The organism is Nocardioides eburneus, assembly GCF_040838215.1.
Lineage (GTDB): Bacteria > Actinomycetota > Actinomycetes > Propionibacteriales > Nocardioidaceae > Nocardioides > Nocardioides eburneus.
This window is the reverse complement of sequence record NZ_JBFPJR010000005.1, coordinates 30,600-49,004: the sequence shown is the minus strand read 5'-3', so window position 1 is coordinate 49,004 and position 18,405 is coordinate 30,600. Positions and strand designations below refer to the sequence as shown.

General features: G+C 72.0%; 16 protein-coding genes. 8 read left to right on the top strand and 8 right to left on the bottom strand.

The window, feature by feature from the left end:
• Window positions 1–39 precede the first annotated feature (39 nt).
• Window positions 40–1,098, top strand: a complete 1,059-nt coding sequence (locus AB3X52_RS04005) for a hypothetical protein (protein WP_367991526.1) — start codon at window positions 40–42, stop codon at window positions 1,096–1,098.
• A gap of 195 nt (window positions 1,099–1,293) precedes the next feature.
• On the opposite strand, the gene ygfZ is transcribed toward AB3X52_RS04005, so the two are convergent.
• The 3 genes from ygfZ to AB3X52_RS03990 are packed head-to-tail and all read right to left on the bottom strand — an operon-like array spanning window position 1,294 to window position 3,278.
• Window positions 1,294–2,322 (bottom strand): CAF17-like 4Fe-4S cluster assembly/insertion protein YgfZ, encoded by a 1,029-nt coding sequence (ygfZ, locus tag AB3X52_RS04000; RefSeq protein WP_367991524.1) that lies wholly within the window; start codon window positions 2,320–2,322, stop codon window positions 1,294–1,296.
• On the bottom strand, window positions 2,303–2,752 hold the full coding sequence (locus AB3X52_RS03995; RefSeq protein ID WP_367991522.1) for a Fur family transcriptional regulator: 450 nt from the start codon (window positions 2,750–2,752) through the stop codon (window positions 2,303–2,305). Before AB3X52_RS03995 ends, ygfZ begins: the two co-directional genes overlap by 20 nt.
• 19 nt (window positions 2,753–2,771) lie before the next feature.
• On the bottom strand, window positions 2,772–3,278 hold the full coding sequence (locus AB3X52_RS03990) for a heme-binding beta-barrel domain-containing protein (RefSeq protein WP_367991520.1): 507 nt from the start codon (window positions 3,276–3,278) through the stop codon (window positions 2,772–2,774).
• Window positions 3,279–3,315: 37 nt separating this feature from the next.
• Between AB3X52_RS03990 and AB3X52_RS03985 the strand changes: the two genes are divergently transcribed.
• Window positions 3,316–3,675, top strand: coding sequence for a DsrE family protein (locus tag AB3X52_RS03985; protein WP_367991518.1), 360 nt, complete (start codon window positions 3,316–3,318; stop codon window positions 3,673–3,675).
• Window positions 3,676–3,749: 74 nt separating this feature from the next.
• Entirely contained in the window at window positions 3,750–5,993 is a 2,244-nt protein-coding gene (locus AB3X52_RS03980) for a coiled-coil domain-containing protein (RefSeq protein ID WP_367991516.1), read from the top strand.
• A 65-nt stretch (window positions 5,994–6,058) separates the two neighbouring features.
• Here the strand turns inward: AB3X52_RS03980 and AB3X52_RS03975 are convergent, their stop codons facing one another.
• Window positions 6,059–7,138, bottom strand: a complete 1,080-nt coding sequence (locus tag AB3X52_RS03975; RefSeq protein WP_367991514.1) for an alpha/beta hydrolase — start codon at window positions 7,136–7,138, stop codon at window positions 6,059–6,061.
• Window positions 7,139–7,201: 63 nt separating this feature from the next.
• On the opposite strand from AB3X52_RS03975, the gene AB3X52_RS03970 reads away from it, so the two are divergent.
• From AB3X52_RS03970 to AB3X52_RS03950, 5 genes are all read left to right on the top strand, one after another.
• Window positions 7,202–8,368, top strand: coding sequence for a hypothetical protein (locus AB3X52_RS03970; RefSeq protein WP_367991512.1), 1,167 nt, complete (start codon window positions 7,202–7,204; stop codon window positions 8,366–8,368).
• A complete protein-coding gene (locus AB3X52_RS03965) occupies window positions 8,365–9,879 on the top strand; it encodes a hypothetical protein (protein WP_367991510.1) in 1,515 nt (504 codons plus the stop codon). The genes AB3X52_RS03970 and AB3X52_RS03965 overlap by 4 nt, the downstream gene beginning before the upstream one ends.
• A 242-nt stretch (window positions 9,880–10,121) precedes the next feature.
• Window positions 10,122–12,299 carry an RNA degradosome polyphosphate kinase gene (locus tag AB3X52_RS03960; RefSeq protein WP_367991508.1) on the top strand — a complete coding sequence of 726 codons (2,178 nt, stop codon included), beginning with the start codon at window positions 10,122–10,124 and terminating at the stop codon, window positions 12,297–12,299.
• 115 nt (window positions 12,300–12,414) lie between these two features.
• Entirely contained in the window at window positions 12,415–13,032 is a 618-nt protein-coding gene (locus tag AB3X52_RS03955) for a DUF47 domain-containing protein (RefSeq protein ID WP_367991506.1), read from the top strand.
• 3 nt (window positions 13,033–13,035) lie between these two features.
• Window positions 13,036–14,049 carry an inorganic phosphate transporter gene (locus AB3X52_RS03950; RefSeq protein WP_367991504.1) on the top strand — a complete coding sequence of 338 codons (1,014 nt, stop codon included), beginning with the start codon at window positions 13,036–13,038 and terminating at the stop codon, window positions 14,047–14,049.
• Window positions 14,050–14,166: 117 nt separating this feature from the next.
• Here the strand turns inward: AB3X52_RS03950 and pstB are convergent, their stop codons facing one another.
• The 4 genes from pstB to pstS form a co-directional block, all read right to left on the bottom strand.
• Complete coding sequence (gene pstB, locus AB3X52_RS03945; RefSeq protein ID WP_367991503.1) at window positions 14,167–14,946, bottom strand: phosphate ABC transporter ATP-binding protein PstB; 780 nt, start codon at window positions 14,944–14,946, stop codon at window positions 14,167–14,169.
• Window positions 14,947–14,962: 16 nt separating this feature from the next.
• Window positions 14,963–16,060, bottom strand: a complete 1,098-nt coding sequence (gene pstA, locus AB3X52_RS03940; RefSeq protein ID WP_367991501.1) for a phosphate ABC transporter permease PstA — start codon at window positions 16,058–16,060, stop codon at window positions 14,963–14,965.
• Window positions 16,061–16,124: 64 nt separating this feature from the next.
• Entirely contained in the window at window positions 16,125–17,084 is a 960-nt protein-coding gene (gene pstC, locus AB3X52_RS03935) for a phosphate ABC transporter permease subunit PstC (RefSeq protein ID WP_367991500.1), read from the bottom strand.
• Between the two features lie 78 nt (window positions 17,085–17,162).
• Complete coding sequence (gene pstS, locus AB3X52_RS03930; protein WP_367991498.1) at window positions 17,163–18,299, bottom strand: phosphate ABC transporter substrate-binding protein PstS; 1,137 nt, start codon at window positions 18,297–18,299, stop codon at window positions 17,163–17,165.
• Window positions 18,300–18,405: the final 106 nt, after the last annotated feature.

The following is an 18,405-nucleotide window of genomic DNA, read 5'->3' as shown; positions in this document are numbered from 1 at the left end:
CCGGATGCGGGCGGCTCGCGAATGGCGGACCCTCGAGTCGTGGCCTCCCGTCGTCCGCACTTCCAGCCGCCGGCCTACTCGGCCGAGCGGCCGGGTCTCGTGCGCCCGGTGCGGGTCGATCCCACGGGCGAGGCGGGGCCGACACCTCGGCAGGCGCGCGGCCGCGCTTGGCGATCGACCAGCCGCGGCCTCTACGTCCCGAGCTCGGTCGATGGCGACCTGCCACAGCAGCGGGTGCTCGAGGCGGCGACGGTGCTGCCGGACTACGCCGCCGTCACCGGCTGGGCGGCCTTCGCCTGGAAGGGAGCGCGCTGGTTCGACGGATTCGACCCCCGGGGCGAGCCGCGGCCGGTGCCTCTCGCGGTCCTCAACCACCAGGTCCGCACCCGACCCGGTCTCCTCATCTGCGCCGAACGACTCCGCCCCGACGAGCTCTACCTCCACGACGGCCTGCGCGTCACCGACCCGACGCGGTCAGTGGCGTTCGAGATGCGGTACGCCGCCGACGTACGCGCGGCCGCGGCGTGCCTGGACATGGCGGCCTACTCCGACCTGGTCTCGATCGCCGGCGTCGCCCGGCTGGCCGAACGGCTCAACGGGTGGACAGGCATCGGACAGCTGCGGACGGCGGTCGGACTGGCCGACGAGAACAGCTGGTCACCGGCGGAGAGCGACATGCGGATGACACTTCGCCTCGACCTGGGACTCACCGGGCTGCTGTGCAACCATCCGGTCTTCGATCTCGACGGCCGGCATCTCGGGACTCCGGACGTGATCGATCCCGAGGCCGGCGTGGCCTGGGAGTACGACGGCCCGCTCCACCTGGAAGGCCGCCAGCGCGCCAAGGACCTGCGTCGGGAGGCCGTGTTCCGCCGCGTCGGGCTGGAGTACGTCACGATGGTCGGCGCCGACCGCGTCGACCCCGGCGCCTTCCTCCAGCGGAGCGTCGACGCACGGCGACGAGCGCAGCGGCTCCCCGGCCCGCGGCAGTGGACCGTCGAGCCGCCGTCGTGGTGGACGCCGACCACCACCGTCGCCCAGCGGCTGGCTCTGACCGATGCCCAGCGGCAGCGCTTCCTGCGCAATCGAGCCGCCTGACGTCGTGATGGGTCGCTGTCGTCGGTCGCGGAGTCGACGGCGGTTGCGGTTGCGGCGGTTGCGACGTCGGCTGCGACGTCGGCTGCGGCTGCGGCGGCGGTAGTCCGGGACGTTCGAGTCGGTTACTTGCGAGTAGACCGACCAAAACGTCCCGGACTACCCCCGGGCCGGGCCACCATCACCACCCGTCGACCGTCAGCGCAGCGGCCGCACGTGCAGCCCGACCTCCGGGTCGACGATGACCTCCTGCGCGGCGGGCATGCCGTCGACGGTGAGCTGCGCGGCGACATCGACGTTGCGCTTGACCAGGCCGAGCGCGATCGGGCCCAGCTCGAAGTGACGCGCCGAGGACCCGACGAAGCCCACCGACCGGCCACCGAGCTCGAGCGCGGAGCCGGCCGCGGGGAGACGGTTCTCCGAGCCGTCGAGATGGAGCAGGACGAGCCGCCGCGGCGGACGGCCCAGGGTGTGGACCCGAGCGACGGTCTCCTGGCCGCGGTAGCAGCCCTTGTCGAGGTGGACCGCGAAGCTCGCGCCGGTCTCCCCCGCCGACCCCGGCACCCAGCCGACCTCGTTCGGGATGGTCCGCTCGTCGGTGTCGATCCCGAACCGCGGCTCGCCGCGCTCGATGCGCAGCGCCTCGAAGGCCCACATCCCACAGGCCGGGCCCGCCGCGTCGACGTACGCCGGCAGCGACTCGCGCGGGATGAAGGAGTAGCGCCCCGCGAGGCCACCGCCCTCGGCGCCACCGTCGGCGCCACCGTCGGCGCCACCGCCGGCCCCGTCCGCGGCGGGCCGCCAGACGGTGGCGAGCGAGGGCTCGAGCGTGACCGTGACGTCGGACCAGAACTTCATCCGCTCCAGGAAGCCGACCAGCGCCTCACCGGCGCCCGGCTCGGTCCAGGCGGTGAACGCCTCCCCGTCGTCGACACCGGAGAAGAAGTGCTCGACATGGCCCTGCGGCGAGAGCACGAGCGCCGAGGTCCAGACGCCGGGAGCGAGACCGTCGAAGTACTGCGACGTGAGCTGGTGGAGCCAGGTCAGCCGGTCGGGCCCGGCGACGCGGACGACGTCGCGGTGGGAGAGGTCGACGAACCCCTCGCCGGACGCGAGCGTGCGCTGCTCGACGTTGAAGGAGCCGTAGTGCGCGGCCACCGGCGCGTCGATGCCGTCGCCCGCGACGGCGCCCGGAAGGCTCAGCAGCTCACTCGTGCTCGTGGTCATGATCGGGACGCTCCTCACAGCTGGTGCACTCGCCGAAGACGGTCAGATGACCGAGGTCGGCCTCGAAGTCATAGCTCTCGCGCAACCGCTCCGCCAACGGAGCAGCCACCTCCGGGTCAACCGACGAGACCCGCTGACACTTCCGGCAGACGATGTGGAAATGCTCCCGGCCGGAGGTCGAGTGGTACGTCGAGCCGCGGTCACCCAGGTGGGCGTGCCGCACCAGGCCGAGCTCCTCGAGGAACTCCAGGTTGCGGTAGACCGTCGAGAGGTTGATCGCCGAGGACGACCGGCGTACCTCCGCCAGGACGTCCTCGGGGGTGGCGTGGCTGAGCTTCTCGACCGCCGCGAGGACGAGCTCGCGCTGCGGGGTGAGCCGGTAGCCCTTCGCCCGCAACGCCTCGCGCCAGTCCTCCTCCGACCCTGCCATGACCCTCGTCAGCTCCCGCTCAGGACCGTGGCGCGCGCTGCAGCCGCGCCCAGGTGTGGGGCTGCAGCGGCTGCCCCATCGCCGCCATGTCGTAGGCGTAGAGCAGGTCGCCCTCGACATTGCCGTAGAGGCGCTTGCCGCCGACGTACTCCTTCGCCGTCTCCGTCCGCGCCACCGCGTCGGTCGTCAGGTCGAGCTTGCCGCCCTCGGCGGTGCCGTACCAGATCTCCACGAACCCGGTGTTGTGCGTGAGCAGGAGCTCCATGTGACCCTCGGGACGGCAGCGCAGGAAGCCGGTCTCGAGCGCCCCGTCGCGGACCTTGTCACCGGTCTCGGGGTCGACGATCCAGCTCCGCGAGAAATAGTGGAAGAACGGCCGCCCATCGTGGGTGAAGATCAGCTCCTGGCCGAACTGGAACGGCTCGATCGTCGGGTAGTCGCCGTGACCGTTGCCCTGCCAGGTGCCGAGCATCCAGGCCACGGGCGCACAGTCGGGATGGAGGTTGTCGGGGAGCTCGAATGCCACGGGGCGAGTCTAGTGGTGCCGCCACTAAGGTGGCTGCGTGCGAAAGCTTGTCGTGAAGGTGACCGCCGGCGCGGAGGACGCGGAGCGCTGCAACCAGGGGTTCACGGTGGCGGCGGCCGCGGTGGCCGCCGGGGCCGAGGTCAGCCTGTGGCTGACCGGCGAGGCGGCGTGGTACGCCGTCCCCGGGCACGCCGAGGAGTTCCACCTCCCCCACGCCACCCCGCTGCCCGACCTGCTCCGCGTCGTCCGCGAGGCCGGGACCGTCACCGTCTGCAGCCAGTGCGCCGCCCGTCGCCACCTGACCGAGTCGGCGCTCACCCCGGGGATCCGGATCGCCGGCGCGGCCGCCTTCACCGAGGAGATCCTCGCCGACGGGGTCCAGGCGCTGGTCTACTGACACGCCCCCGCCGAGGGGTCATCGGCTGCTGAACCGGATACGGGGGTGTGGGCGCGTCGCTAGCATGCGACGTGATGGACACGCCGAACCCGAACGAGGCACGGCGCTGGTTCCGCCGTACGGGCGGGGAGACCGGCGAGCCGGCGCCCACGCTGACCGCTGACGAGCTCGCCGCGCGCGCCGAGCAGCACGCGCGCGCCGCCGAGCAGGCGAACGCGCTACGGCTCAGCGCCGAGCGGGCCGCGTCGGAGCAGGCGGCCGAGCGGATCGTCGCCGAGGAGGCCGCGGCCGAGGCCGCGCGCGCCCGCGCGGAGGCGGACCGGGTCGCCGGGGAGCACGCGGAGAAGGCGAGAGCGGCGCACGAGGCGCGTACGACGGCCGAGCAGGCCGCCGCGGAGGCAGCCGCGGCGCGGGGCGAGGCGGAGGCGCTCGCCGAGCGGCGTGCCCGGGAACACGCCGAGGCGGAGGAGGCGGCGGCCGCCGCCGTACGCCGTCATGAGGAGGCCACGCAGGCCGCCGAGGACAGCGCGCGCCGCCGCGCGGAGGCCGAGGAGGCCGCACGCGCCCGAGCCGCCGAGACGACGGCCGCCGCAGCCGCCGCCCATGAGGCCCACGAGCGCGCCCACACCCATGCCGAGGCCGCCACGGAGGCGCACCTCGCCCGGCAGCGGGCCGAGGAGAGCGCGCGCGCCCGGGCCGAGGAGGCCGAGGCCGCCCACCAGGCCCGCGTGGAGGCGGAGCGGGTCGCGCACGAGCGGTCGGCGGAGACGGCGGCCGCCCACGAGGGACGTACGACGGCCGAGCGGGCCGCCCACGACGCGGCGGCCGCCCGGGAGGCTGCCGAACGCGCCGCCCAGGAGCATGCCGAGGGACGCCAGGCCGCCGAGGAGGCGGCCGGCCGGCAGGCGGACGCCGCGGCGGAGGCCCACCGTCTCCACGAGCTCGCCGAGAAGGCCGCGGCCGATGCGCAGCACAGGGCGGAGGCCGCGCAGGCCTCGCGCTTCGAGGCCGAGTCGCGGGCCGCCGAGATCGGCGAGGCCGCCGGCCAGGCCGCCGAGTCGGCGCGTGCCGCCCACGAGCGCGCGGAGCAGCTCGCCGCGGAGGCGGCCGAGGCCCACCTCGCCGCGGAGGCCGCGCACGCCGCGCGTGCCGCCGCCGACAACCGTGCCGCCGAGCATGCCGACCTGGCGGCGGAGGCCCACCAGGCCCGGCTTGCCGCCGAACGCGACGCCGCCGCCGCGCACGACGCGCGCCGCACCGCCGAGGAGTCGGCCCGCGCCGCCCATGAGGCAATCGCCGAGGCCGAGGCCGCGCGGGAGGCCGCCGCCCGGCGTACGGCCGAGGCCCTTGCGCAGGCCGGCGACGCCGCCGACCAGCGCGCGGCCGCGGAGGCGTCCGCCGCCGAAGCCCACCGGCTGCGCGCCGAGGCCGAAGCCGTCGCGGAGAAGCGGGCGATCGACCGGCAGGCCGTCGAGGCCTCCATCCGCCACCACGCCGGGCTCGTCGAGCAGGCGCAGAAGGAGCAGCTCGCCGCCGAGCGCCGCGCCACCGAGCTCGCCGCCGAGCTGGCCGAGCTGCGCGAGAAGCTGGTCGCCGCGCTGCGCGACAAGGGGTCCAAGAGGTCGCTGCAGGCCCTCGAGCTCGCGCTCGCCAGCGAGTCCGCGCTCGGCACCGCTCCCCCGCCGCGCTCCGCCGCCCCGGCGGATTCCGCCGCCTCGGCGGATTCCGCGCACGCCGCGGACCGCACCGCCGGCCGAGGCCCGGCGCCCGAGCCCGCCGCCGGCCGGTCAGGTCCGACGAGCGCGTGGATGGCGGCCGTCGAGCTCGCCGAGACCGGCCAGCTGCCGCGCATCGGTGCCGACCGTGACCTGGGCCCGCGCCTCGACCTCGGCCGTCACCGAGGCTTCGGCTTCCAGCCCGAGGACGAGCTGGACGAGGCCGAGGAGGAGACCCGCGGCGGGCGCCACGGCGGTGCCTACGCCGAGCCGACGCCGTCCCGGCCCTCCCTCTCCCTCGCGGAGGAGCCACCCGAGATCCGCTCGTTCACCCCGGAGAGCAAGCTCGGGCTCCTCACCGCCGGTGAGGTCACCGTCTCGGAGGACGGGGTGCTCCACATCCGGAAGGGCAGTCGCACCTACCGCTACGACCTCTATGACCAGGCCACCGGCGTGCGCATCCACGGCCGGCCCGGGCAGCGTCGCTGGCGGGTCGAGTTCCACAGCGAGGAGGCGTCCTCCGTCGTCGTCGACGCGCGCATGGTGGACGCCGAGGCCTTCACCCGCGAGATCCTGCGCTGGCGGCCCGACGCCGGCGCGTGAGCCGGTGACCCGGTTGTGAGTGCCAGCGAGGCCCATAGCCCGCGCTGACACTCACAACCGTCGGGTCACAGCGCGTCGCGCAGCACCTCGGCGATCTGGGCGACCGCGGCGCGGGCGGAGTGACCGGCTCCGACGACGTTGAAGAAGCCGTGGATCTGGTCGGGGAAGCGGGTGAGGGTGACCTTGACCCCGGCGTCCTCGAGCTTCTGGGCGTAGGCCTCGCCCTCGTCCCGCAGCGGGTCGAACCCGGCGGTGGCGACGTAGGCCGGGGCGACGCCCGACGGGATGTCGGCGTGCAGCGGGGCGTGCCGCGGGTCGCGCGGGTCGGTGCCCGCGGGCAGGTAGTTCTCGGTCGCGACCGCGATGAACCCGTCGGTGAGATAGAAGCCCTCGGCGAAGAGCTCGCGGCTGCGGGTCTTCTCGTCGGTCTGCGTGACCGGATAGATCAGCAGCTGGAACGCGCACCGCTCCCGGGCGTGCAGCGCCACCTCGGCGGCCAGGTTGCCGCCGGCGGAGTCGCCGCCGACACCGATGCGCGCGGGGTCCGCGCCGAGCTCCGCGGCGTGGTCGACCGCCCAGTCGAAGGCGGCCACGGAGTCGTCGTACGCCGCCGGGAAGGGCGCCTCCGGGGCCAGCCGGTAGTCGATCGCGAGCACGCGCACCCCGGACCGCTCGGCGAGGAAGCGGCAGGCGGCGTCGTGGGAGTCCAGGTCGCCGAAGATGAACCCGCCGCCGTGGAGGAAGACGAGCAGCGGCCCGACCGCGGGCGCACCGGTCGGCAGGTAGAGCCGGGCCGGGAGGCCCGCAACCGTGAGCGACCGGACCGCGCCGATCGGCTGGCTGCCGCCGGCCAGGCCGGACTGGCGCGCGAGCGCCACCCGGCCGTCCGGGATCGACAGCGTCGACGGGTCGGGCTCGCCCGAGAGGTCGCTCAACTTCAGCATCAGCTGCGTGTCGACGGCGAGCGTCTGGCCGTCGACCACCACCGGCTTGCCGGCGAGGCGGCGCTGGACGCCGGGCGGGAGGTTCATGGCGCCGACGAACGCCGCCTTCTGGACGGCGTGGACGGCCTGGTTCACGGTCCTGCCGGCCAGTGGTCCGACGGTCCGCACGAACGGCTGGACGAGGGTCTCCTTGAGGCTCACGGACTGCAACCTACTCCCCGGTCACATGGTTTGGCGGGGTGTCCGGCCGGGCAGGACGGCTCCGTGCGCCGCATCCTCGCCGTCCCGCCGTCCGTGCCACGCCTGGCATTCCTGACTCTCCTGGCACCCCTGGCGCTCCTGCTCGCGCTCGGGAGCGCGACGACGTCGTACGCCGCTCCGACCGACTCCTCCGAACTGGACGCGACGGTGGCCGCCTGGCAGGAGGGCCCGGTCTACCTCAGCCCGGCCTCGGGCGCGGTGACACCGGCCCAGGCCGACGCGCTCGCGAGCCGCATCGAGGGCTGGCGCGACGACGTGCACGTGGCGGTGCTGCCGGCGCTCGCGCTCGGTGCCGGCCACACGCCGCAGCAGGCGATGGCGTTCACCGACCGGCTCGCGGACGCCTGGCACGCACGGACCGGCGGCGCCGGCGTCTTCCTGGTGAGCTTCTCCGGCGTCGGGACCTACGCCGGCTCCTACGACCCGATCCGGTCGGGCGACGAGCAGGTCGGCGCGATCATGGCCGACGAGGTCGGTCGCCACACCCTCGGGCAGCAGTACCAGATCCTGGACGCTGTCCTCACCCGCCTGGGCGCGCCCGGCAGTCAGCAGGACGCGGGCGGGGACGGCCTCCCGGCCTGGCTGGTCGTCCTGCTCGTCCTCGTCGTGGTCGCCGCGCTCGCCGCCGCCGCGGCATGGGTCGTGGCGTTCGTCCGTCGTCGCCCGCGGCGGCGGGCGTCCGGCGAGGTGTGGGCCGGGCCGGCGTCGTACGCGCCCTCCTACCAGACCTTCCGCGACGAGACCGACACACCGCAGGAGCGCACGGCCCTCGCCCGCGAGGACGTCACCCGGCTCGGCGAGGAGCTCGACGCGGCCGACCTGCCGACCAGCGACCCGCGCGTGGCCGAGCATGTGCGCGCCGCGCTCGACGCATACGCCGACGCCGGCCGCCGCGTCGACGCACTCCCCGAGGCGGCTCCCGAGGAGGAGCTGCGGCGGATCGACCAGGTGGCGGAGTACGCCCGCTGGCAGCTCGCCACCGCCCGCGCCACCCTCGCCGGCGACCCGCCGCCCTCGCGCCGGGTGCCGTGCTTCCTCGACCCCGCCCACGGCACCTCCGTCGCCGACGTGTCCTGGGCGCCGCCCGGCGGCGTCGTCCGTGCCATCCCCGTCTGCCAGTCCTGCTATGACCGCATCACCGGTCAGCCCACCCGAGAGGCGTCCCGATGAAGATCAACCTCGCGAAGGTCCTCCCCTGGCTCGCCGTGATCGTCGGCGTCATCATCTGGATCTCCGCCCAGGCGTCCGGCAGCAGCGGCTCCGGTGGGTCCTACGACGACTCCAGCCCCTCCATCTCGACCTCCGCGGACCGGACGGCGGCCGACAACTACCTCGACCAGGTCGCCGCCCACCTCGCCCGGCCGGGGCTCTGGGTCGACCCCAGCGTGCGCCACGGCGACCTCGACGCGGCCACGATCGCGGCGCTCGACGCGCGGGCGAAGAAGACCGACGGCCCGGTCCGGATCGCGGTGATCCCGGCGTCGAAGCTCGCCGACCCCGCTGCGTCCGACGAGGACGCGTACTCCTCCTACGTCTCCTCCTACGTCGCGGCGCGGCTCGTCTACGACCCCGCCGACGTCGACGGGCTGATCTATGACCGGGTCGGCGCCGACGGCACGTACGCCGTGCTGGTCGACGCATCCAGCCAGGCCCAGGGCCGCGGCTTCTGGGCCGACCAGTGGGCCGAGGATGGTCCGACGTACGACGTCGGCGGCGCCGCTGACCACGCGCTCGACTGCTGCGCGCCGGCGTACGACGCCATCCTGAGCGCCTTCCTCGACGGCGCCGGCCACGTCCACCACAGTCCGTGGCCGATCATCGGTCTCGTGGTCGGCGCGATCCTCGTCGTCATCGGCCTCGTCATCGGGCTCCGGTGGTGGCTGCGCCGCCGCCGGCGGATCACGGCCGACAAGGAGGTCGCCGAGGCGCTCCGGCCCACCCTCACCGAGGAGGTGATCGAGCTGGAGCAGAAGGTCGGGTCGCTGCCGCCGTACGCCGGCGACCCCCACGCGCCCGTCGCGACGGCGACGACGCGGGTCCTCGACCTGGTCGAGGAGGCCCGGCAGCGGCTCGACAAGCCGTCCCGAATGGACACGCCCGAGGAGGCCGAGGAGGTCACCGAGCGGCTGGGCGAGGCGCGCTACCAGCTCACCGTCATCGCCGCGCTGGAGGCGGGCCTCCCGGCCCCGGGGCGCACTCCGCCGTGCTTCTTCGACCCGCGCCACGGCCCCAGCATCGACCGCCGCCCCTTCACCCCCGAGACCGGCCGCGAGATGTCCGTGCCGGTCTGTGCCGACTGCCGCGAGCGGCTCGACCACCAGCAGACACCCGAGATCCGCACCCTCCCGTACGCCGGCGGCGTGCGGTTCTACTGGGACGCCGGGCGCTACTCGCGGCCCTACCTCAACGGCTACTGGCGACACGAGATCTTCCCCGACCGCCGAGTCGAGCGCGATCGACGTACGCCGGCCGCGCCGGTCAGCTTCGGTCGCTCCGCCTCACCTGCCCACGAGCCGATCTTCCAGTTCGTCTGGGAGCCCTCGAGCGGCGATGGCGGCAGCCGTGGCGGCTGGGGATCGTCCGGGGGCGGCCGGAGCTGGAGCAGCTCGTCGCGGCGGTCGTTCGGCGGCGGCTCCTCCCACCGCTCGTCGCACCGGTCCGGCGGCGGCCACGGCTTCTGAGCCGCCGAACCGCGGCTCCTGCGGGCGCCACGTCGCACGACACCTTCCGTTCACCCACCGGTGCCACACTGGCTGCATGAGCGAGCGTCAGCGAGCGACCATCGACAATCTCAGGCGGCCCCGTCCGTACTCTGTCGTTCTCCTGACGGAGGGGGCCGCATGAGCGAGCGTCAGCGAGCGACCATCCACAATCTCATGCGGCCGCGTCCGTATTCTGTCGTTCCCCTGACGGAGGCGGCTGCATGAGCCTTGACACGCCGCAGGCCCCGACCGCCAGCATGACCGCCGTCCCCGACCAGCCGTTCGACGTCGAGCCGGAGTACTTCCCCGACCACGAGGCGCTCGCCGAGGTCGAGAAGTTCGAGGACCGCTTCCTCGACCGTGAGCTGTCCTGGCTGAAGTTCAACCAGCGGGTGCTCGAGCTGGCCGAGGACGAGTCGCTGCCGCTGCTGGAGCGGGTCCGGTTCCTCGCGATCTTCACCTCCAACCTCGACGAGTTCTTCATGGTCCGGGTCGCGGGCCTCAAGCGCCGGATCGCGGCCGGTGTCGCCGTCCGCGCGGCCTCGGGGCTGATGCCGCGCGAGGTGCTGGAGCAGATCTGGCGCTGCACCCGCGAGCTCTCCGAGCGGCACGCGCGCGTCTTCGCCGACGACGTCGTCCCCGCGCTGCGGGAGCAGGGCATCGAGCTGCTCCACTGGGAGGACCTCAGCGACGACGAGGTCAAGCACTGCAAGAAGCTCTTCAAGGAACGCGTCTTCCCGGTCCTCACCCCGCTGGCGGTCGACCCGGCCCACCCGTTCCCTTACATCTCCGGGCTCTCGCTCAATCTCGCGGTCCTGATCCGCGACCCGAGGACGCGGAAGGAGCACTTCGCACGGGTGAAGGTCCCGCCGATCTTCAACCGGTTCGTGCCGCTCGGCAACGACCGCTTCGTGCCGCTCGAGGAGGTCATGCGCGAGCGCCTCTCCAAGCTCTTCCCGGGCATGGAGATCCTCGAGGTCCACACCTTCCGCGTCACCCGCAACGAGGATCTCGAGGTCGAGGAGGACGACGCCGAGAACCTCCTCACCGCGCTCGAGAAGGAGCTCCTGCGGCGCCGGTTCGGCCCGCCGGTGAGGCTCGAGGTCGAGGAGTCGATCTCGGCCTCGGTCCTCGAGCTGCTCGTCTCCGAGCTCGGCATCTCCGACCACGAGGTCTTCCGGCTGCCCGGCCCGCTCGACCTGCGCGGCCTCCACGGGATCGCCGACCTCGACCGCGCGGAGCTGAAATATCGCGCGTTCGTGCCGACCACCCACCGCAAGCTGGCGCCGGTCGAGTCGGCCGCGCCGGTCGACGTCTTCAAGGCGGCGCGGCGCGACGACGTACTCCTGCACCACCCCTACGACTCGTTCGCGACCAGCGTCCAGCGCTTCATCGAGCAGGCCGCCGCCGACCCGCACGTCCTGGCGATCAAGCAGACGCTCTACCGTACGTCGGGCGACAGCCCGATCATCGACGCGCTCATCGACGCCGCCGAGGCCGGCAAGCAGGTGCTGGTGCTGGTCGAGATCAAGGCCCGCTTCGACGAGCAGGCCAACATCCGCTGGGCCCGCAAGCTGGAGCAGGCCGGCTGCCACGTCGTCTACGGCCTCGTCGGGCTCAAGACGCACTGCAAGCTGGCCCTCGTCGTGCGCGACGAGCCCGACGGGATCCGGCGCTACACCCACATCGGGACCGGCAACTACAACCCCAAGACCTCCCGGCTCTATGAGGACCTCGGCCTGATCACCACCAACGAGACCATCGGCGAGGACGTCGCCCACCTGTTCAACAACCTCTCCGGGTGGAGCCGGCAGGCGACGTACGAACAGCTCCTCGTCGCCCCGGACAACGTCCGCTCCGGGCTCATCGACCAGATCCACGCCGAGATCGCCCACCACCTCGCCGGGCGACCCGCACGGATCCGGATCAAGGCCAACTCGGTCGTCGACGAGGCGATCATCGACGCGCTCTACCTCGCCTCCCAGGCGGGCGTGCCCGTGCAGCTGCTCGTGCGCGGGATCTGCGCGCTGCGGCCGGGCGTGCCGGGCCTCTCGGAGACCATCGAGGTCCGCTCGGTCCTCGGCCGGTTCCTCGAGCACTCCCGGATCTTCTGGTTCGAGAACGGCGGCGGCGCCGTCGCCGGCGAGCGACCGGTCGCATGGATCGGCTCGGCCGACATGATGCACCGCAACCTCGACCGGCGCGTCGAGGCGCTGGTCCGCCTGCCCACCGAGGACCTCGTCCAGGAGATCGACGACTTCCTCACCCTCGCCTTCCAGCCCGACACCGACGCCTGGGTGCTGGGGTCGGACGGCGACTGGGTGCGCAACCACGGCCCGGTCCACCTGCAGGAGCGGCTCATCGAGCGGCAGCGCCGCCAGCGGCGTACGACGGGCTGACGACCGCCCGCTGGTCGGGGCCGCACACCCCCGATCCGCGGGCGGCGCTTGTGTCGGAGGGTTCGCCCTCCCCTAGCATGTGAAACGTTCTGCCACTACACGCCAGGAGTTCTCCGTGCGTTTGCGCTTCCGTCCGGTCGACACTTCGTTCTACGACCTCTTCACCGAGTCGGCCGGGCACCTCGTCAGGGGGGTGGCCCTCCTCGCGGAGATGCTCAGCGACACCGCCGACCACGACAACGTGGCCGCCCGGATGCGTGAGGCCGAGCACGCCGCCGACGAGACCACCCATTCGATCGTGAAGAAGGTCAACTCCACCTTCGTCACGCCGTTCGACCGCGAGGACATCTACGCGCTCGGTTCGGGGCTCGACGACATCATGGACTCGATGGACGAGGTCGTCGACCAGATCCTGGTCTACGAGGTCAAGGTCCTGCCGCCCGAGCTCTCCGAGCAGGTCGACGTCCTCCAGCGCTGTGCGGAACTCACCGCCGCGGCGATGCCGAAGCTGCAGTCGATGAAGGAGCTCGAGGAATACTGGATCGAGATCAACCGTCTCGAGAACCAGGGCGACAAGAACCACCGCCGGATCCTCGCCAAGCTCTTCTCCGGCGAGTTCAAGGCGATGGAGGTCCTCAAGCTCAAGGACATCGTCGAGTCGCTCGAGGACGCGATCGACGGCTTCGAGAAGGTCGCCAACATCGTCGAGCAGCTCGCGGTCAAGGAATCCTGACCCGTGGTTCTCGCGATCGTCATCGCGGTGGTCGTCGTCGCCCTCGTCTTCGACTTCACCAACGGGTTCCACGACGCGGCGAACGCCATCGCCACCTCCGTCTCGACCCAGGCGCTCACCCCGCGCATCGCGCTCACCCTCGCGGCGGTCATGAACTTCGTCGGGGCACTCCTCGGCCAGGAGGTCGCCCACACGGTCAGTGAGGTCCTCGACCTCGAGAAGGCCGACGCCAAGCACGCCCTCGTGATCATCCTGGCCTCGCTGGCCGGCGCGATCGTGTGGAACCTCATCACGTGGTATTTCGGCCTGCCGTCCTCCTCCTCGCACGCGCTCATCGGTGCGCTCGTCGGGGCCGCGCTGGCCTCGGGATCGGCGTACGCCGTCGTGCACTGGTCGACCATCCTCGACAAGGTGATCGTCCCGATGGTGGCCTCGCCGATCGTCGGGTTCGCGCTGGCGTTCGTGGTGATGCTGTCGATCATGTGGATCTTCCGCCGGAAGAACCCGCACAAGGTCTATCGCGGCTTCCGCCTCATGCAGACCCTCTCCGCCGCCGCACTGGCGCTCGGCCACGGGCTGCAGGACGCCCAGAAGACGATGGGCGTGATCTTCCTGGCGCTGGTCGCCTCCGGCCACGCCGATGCCGACGCCGGCCTCCCGCTCTGGGTCATCGTCTGCGCGGCCTCCGCGATCTCGCTCGGCACCTACTCCGGCGGCTGGCGGATCATGCGCACCCTGGGCCGCCGCATCATCCACCTCGACCCGGCCCGCGGCTTCTCCGCCGAGGCGGTCGGCGCGGCCGTGCTCTACACCACCGCGTTCGTCTGGCACGCCCCCATCTCGACCACCCACACGATCACCTCGGCGATCATGGGCGCGGGCGCCACCAAGCGCTTCTCCGCGGTCCGCTGGGGCGTCGCCGGCAACATCGTCGCCGCCTGGGTCCTGACCTTCCCCGCGGCCGGTCTCGCCGCCGCGATCATGTACTGGATCCTGCGGCTCATCTTCCAGGTCTGAGCGGCACCGGCCCGAGACGCAGATAGTCCGGGACGTTCGCGTCGGTCTACCGGTGGGTAACCGACCCGAACGTCCCGGACTATCGCTATGGCGGCCTCCCGCGAGGCCTGGGCCGACTCAGCCGAAGCGACCGGAGATGTAGGCCTCGGTGTCGGCGTTGTCGGGGTTGGTGAACATCTGCTTGGTGGGGTTGAACTCCACCAGGTGCCCCGGCTTGCCGGCGGCCTTGAGGTTGAAGAAGCCGGTGTCGTCGGAGACGCGGGCGGCCTGCTGCATGTTGTGGGTGACGATGACGATCGTGTAGTCGGACTTCAGCTCGTGGATGAGGTCCTCGATCGCCGCCGTCGAGATCGGGTCGAGCGCGGAGCACGGCTCGTCCATCAGCAGCACCTCGGGCTCGACGGCGATAGCGCGCGCGATGCAGAGGCGCTGCTGCTGGCCGCCGGAGAGGCCCATGCCGGGCTTGCCGAGCCGGTCCTTGACCTCGTTCCAGAGGTTGGCGCCGCGGAGCGAGCGCTCCACGATCGCGTCGGCCTCGGACCTGGAGATCCGCTTGGAGTTCAGCCGGTTGCCCGCGAGGACGTTGTCATAGATCGACATCGTCGGGAAGGGGTTGGGTCGCTGGAAGACCATGCCGATGCGGCGGCGGACCTCCACCGGGTCGACGGCCGGGTCATAGAGGGACTGGCCGTCGACGACGATCTTGCCCTCGACCCGGGCGCCCGGGATCACCTCGTGCATGCGGTTGAGCGTCCGCAGGAACGTCGACTTGCCGCAGCCGGACGGGCCGATGAAGGCCGTGACCGACTTGGCCTTGATCGTCATCGAGACGTCCTCGACGGCCTTGAAGTCGCCGTAGTAGATGTTGACGTCGCTGACGTCGATGCTCTTTGCCATTGGTTCGTGTACTCCCTTAGCGCCCAGTCTGGGGGGCGAAGATCTTGCCGATGATGCGGGCGACGAGGTTGAGGATCATGACGATCGCGATGAGGATCAGCGCCGCGCCCCAGGCGAACTTCCGGTCGTCGACCGTGCCGTTGTACTCCTGCATGATGTAGACCGGCAGCGTCATCATCCGGCCGCTGAAGAGGTTGCCGTTGACGTAGTCGACCGTCCCGACGGCGACCAGCAGCGGCGCCGTCTCGCCGACCACGCGGCTGATGGCCAGCACGACGCCGGTCACGATGCCGCCGAAGGCCGTCGGCAGCACCACCTTGAGGATGGTGCGCCACTTCGGCACCCCGAGGGCGTACGCCGCCTCCCGGAGGTCACTCGGGACCAGCCGCATCATCTCCTCGGCGCCGCGGACGACGGTCGGGATCATCAGCAGCGACAGGGCGATCGACCCCATCAGGCCGAAGCGGATCCCGGGGTTGCCCGTGATGGTCGAGAAGAGCGCGACGGCGAAGAGGCCGGCGACGATCGACGGGATGCCGGTCATCACGTCGACGAGGATGGTGATGGTCCGCCCGATCCAGCTGCCGCGGGCATACTCCACGAGGTAGATCGCCGTCATGAGCCCGATCGGCACCGAGATGACGACCGCGCCGAGCGTGACGAGCAGCGTGCCGAGGAGCGCGTGCTTGAGCCCGCCGCCGGCGACCATCTTGAAGGTGACCGGGTCGAGCCCCTGCCGCATGTCGTTGGTCAGGAAGTGCCACGAGATGGCGGGGATGCCCTCGGCGATCGTCTTCTCCAGCACCCAGACAAGCGGGACGAGGGTGATCGCGAGCGCGGTCCACACCAGGCACGTCACGAGCCGGTCGACGGCCGCGCGGCGGTTCTCGACGACCGCCGACCACAGCGGCAGGGCGATGATCGTGAGGATGACGGCGACGACCGGGATGGCGACCGGGCCCCAGCCCAGCAGGAGCGCGAGCAGCCCGGAGAGCGCGAGCGCCCCGAGGAGGACCAGCAGCGGCGCGAAGCGCGGCAGCCGGACGTGGGAGAAGGAGCTGATCGAGAGCTCGTCGAGCTCGGGCTCGATCGTGCCGTAGCCCTGCGTCGTCATGCGGGGTCCCCATTCACGGTGCCGATCTCCTGGGAAGAACGAAGTGAGCATTTGAATGGGGTGCTCATGCCAGCTTCCTCTCCTGCCGGGCGACGACCCAGCGCGCGATGAAGTTCACCGCGAAGGTGAAGACGAACAGCACGAGGCCGGTCGCGAGCAGGACGACCTGCTGACCGGTGTTCTCCCCCTGGAAGCGCTGCGCGATGTTGGACGCGATCGTCGGCGGGCTCGGCGAGGTGAGGAGCTTGACGGTCACCAGCGGGTCCTCGGCGCCGAGCACGAACGTGACCGCCATGGTCTCGCCGAGAGCGCGGCCGAGGCCGAGCATGACCCCGGCGATGACGCCGGAGCGGGCGTAGGGGAAGACCGCGTAGCGGATCATCTCCCAGCGGGTCGCGCCCAGCGCCAGCGCGGCCTCCTCGTTGAGGCGCGGCGTCTGGGCGAACACCTCGCGGCAGATCGCCGTCGTGATCGGGATGATCATGACCGCGAGCACCAGACCCGCGACGAGCACCGAGCGGCCCGAGGTCGAGAGCGGGTCGGAGAAGAGCGGGATGAAGCCGAGGTGGGCGTTGAGCCAGCCCTCGACGGGCTTCATGGCGTTCGCCAGCGTGCGCAGACCCCACAGGCCGAAGATGACCGAGGGTACGGCGGCGAGCAGGTCGATCACGTAGGCGACCGGCGTCGCGAGCCAGCGGGGCGCGTAGTGCGAGACGAAGAGGGCCAGGCCGATCGAGAACGGGACGGCGAAGACCATCGCCACGACGGCGGCCCAGACGGTGCCGAAGAGCAGCTTGGCGGCGTACGCGACGAAGTTGCCGGCCGCCGGGTAGAGCGAGCTGTCGGCGTGGAGGCCGGCGCTGCCGCGGACCGCGAGGAAGACGAAGACGGCCGCGAGCGCGACCATGATGGTGATGCCGGCCAACAGTGCCAGGCCGGAGAAGACTCGGTCGCCGAGTCCGAACCGGCGTCGGCGCGGTGGCGCCGGAGCCTCGGCGGGAGGCTCCGCGGTGTGGGTGCTCACAGGTGGGGAACTCCAGGTTTCACACGGGCTGGGCGGCGGGGCCGGAGTCCGGCCCCGCCGCCGCGACGGTCAGGCTGGTCAGGAGATCGTGGAGATCGCCTGGGTCGCCTTCGCCGAGATGTCGGCCGGAAGCGGCGCCGAGAAGGCGTTCGCCGCGGCGGCCTTCTGGCCCTGCTCCGACACCGCGTAGGTGAGGAAGCCCTTGACGATGTCGGCGGTGGCCTGGTCGTCGTAGGTCGGGCAGGCGATGAGGTACGACGCCATGAAGACCGGGTACGTCGACGGGTCGGTCGTCGTCCGGTTGATGTCGTAGGCGAGGACCGTGGCGGGCGCACCGCTCACGGTCTTGGAGGCGGCCAGGCCGGCCGCGGCACCGTCGGCGCTCGGCGCGACGTAGCTGTCGCCGACCTTGATCTTGGCGACGCCGACGCCCTTGAGGCCGTGGACGCCGCTGTCGTCGGCGTAGCCGATCATGCCCTCGGTGCCGCTGACGGTGTCGGTGACGCCCGAGGTCTTCTCGGCGGACTCGCCGCCCTTGACCTGGGTCGGCCAGTCGGAGCTGTGCTCCCAGGTCCACACCTTCGGCGCGGTCTTGTTGAGCCAGTCGGTGAAGTTGTCGGTCGTGCCCGAGGAGTCGGAGCGGTGGACCGGGGTGATCTTGGTCGAGGGCAGCTTCACGCTCGGGTTGTCCGCGGCGATGGCCTTGTCGTTCCAGGTCGTGATCTTGCCGGTGAAGATGCCGGCCACGGTCGCCGGAGAGAGCTGGAGGTCCTTGACGCCCGGCAGGTTGTAGAAGACGTCGATCGGCGAGATGAAGGCCGGAACCTCGATGACGTCGCCGCCGCACTTCGACTTGGCCTGGGCCAGCTCGTCCTCGGACATCGCCGAGTCGGAGCCGGCGAACGCGTAGGCGCCGGAGATGAAGTTGGCGCGACCGTCACCCGAGCCGACGGCGTCATAGCTGATGGTGACGTCGGGGTTGGTGGCGCCGAAGCCGGAGCGCCAGGACTCCTGGGCGGTCTCCTGCGCCGAGGAACCACCAGCGGCGACCTTGCCGCTCAGACCCGAGGCGGCACCGCCGGTGGATGCGGTGCTCGAAGAGTCACCGGACGCGCTGACGGTGTCGTCGCTCGAGCCACAGGCGGCGAGCGAGGCGGCCAGGGCGAGGGCGGCGACACCGGGGACGATCGCCCGGCGGAGGGAGGTGGTGTTCACGCAAGTCTCCTGATGCTGATTCAGAGTTGTCGCCGTGAAGTTAGGGAGGGCAGGTGGACGGATACGCCGCGATCGGTGAACGAGGGGTGAACCCGGCATGCACCTT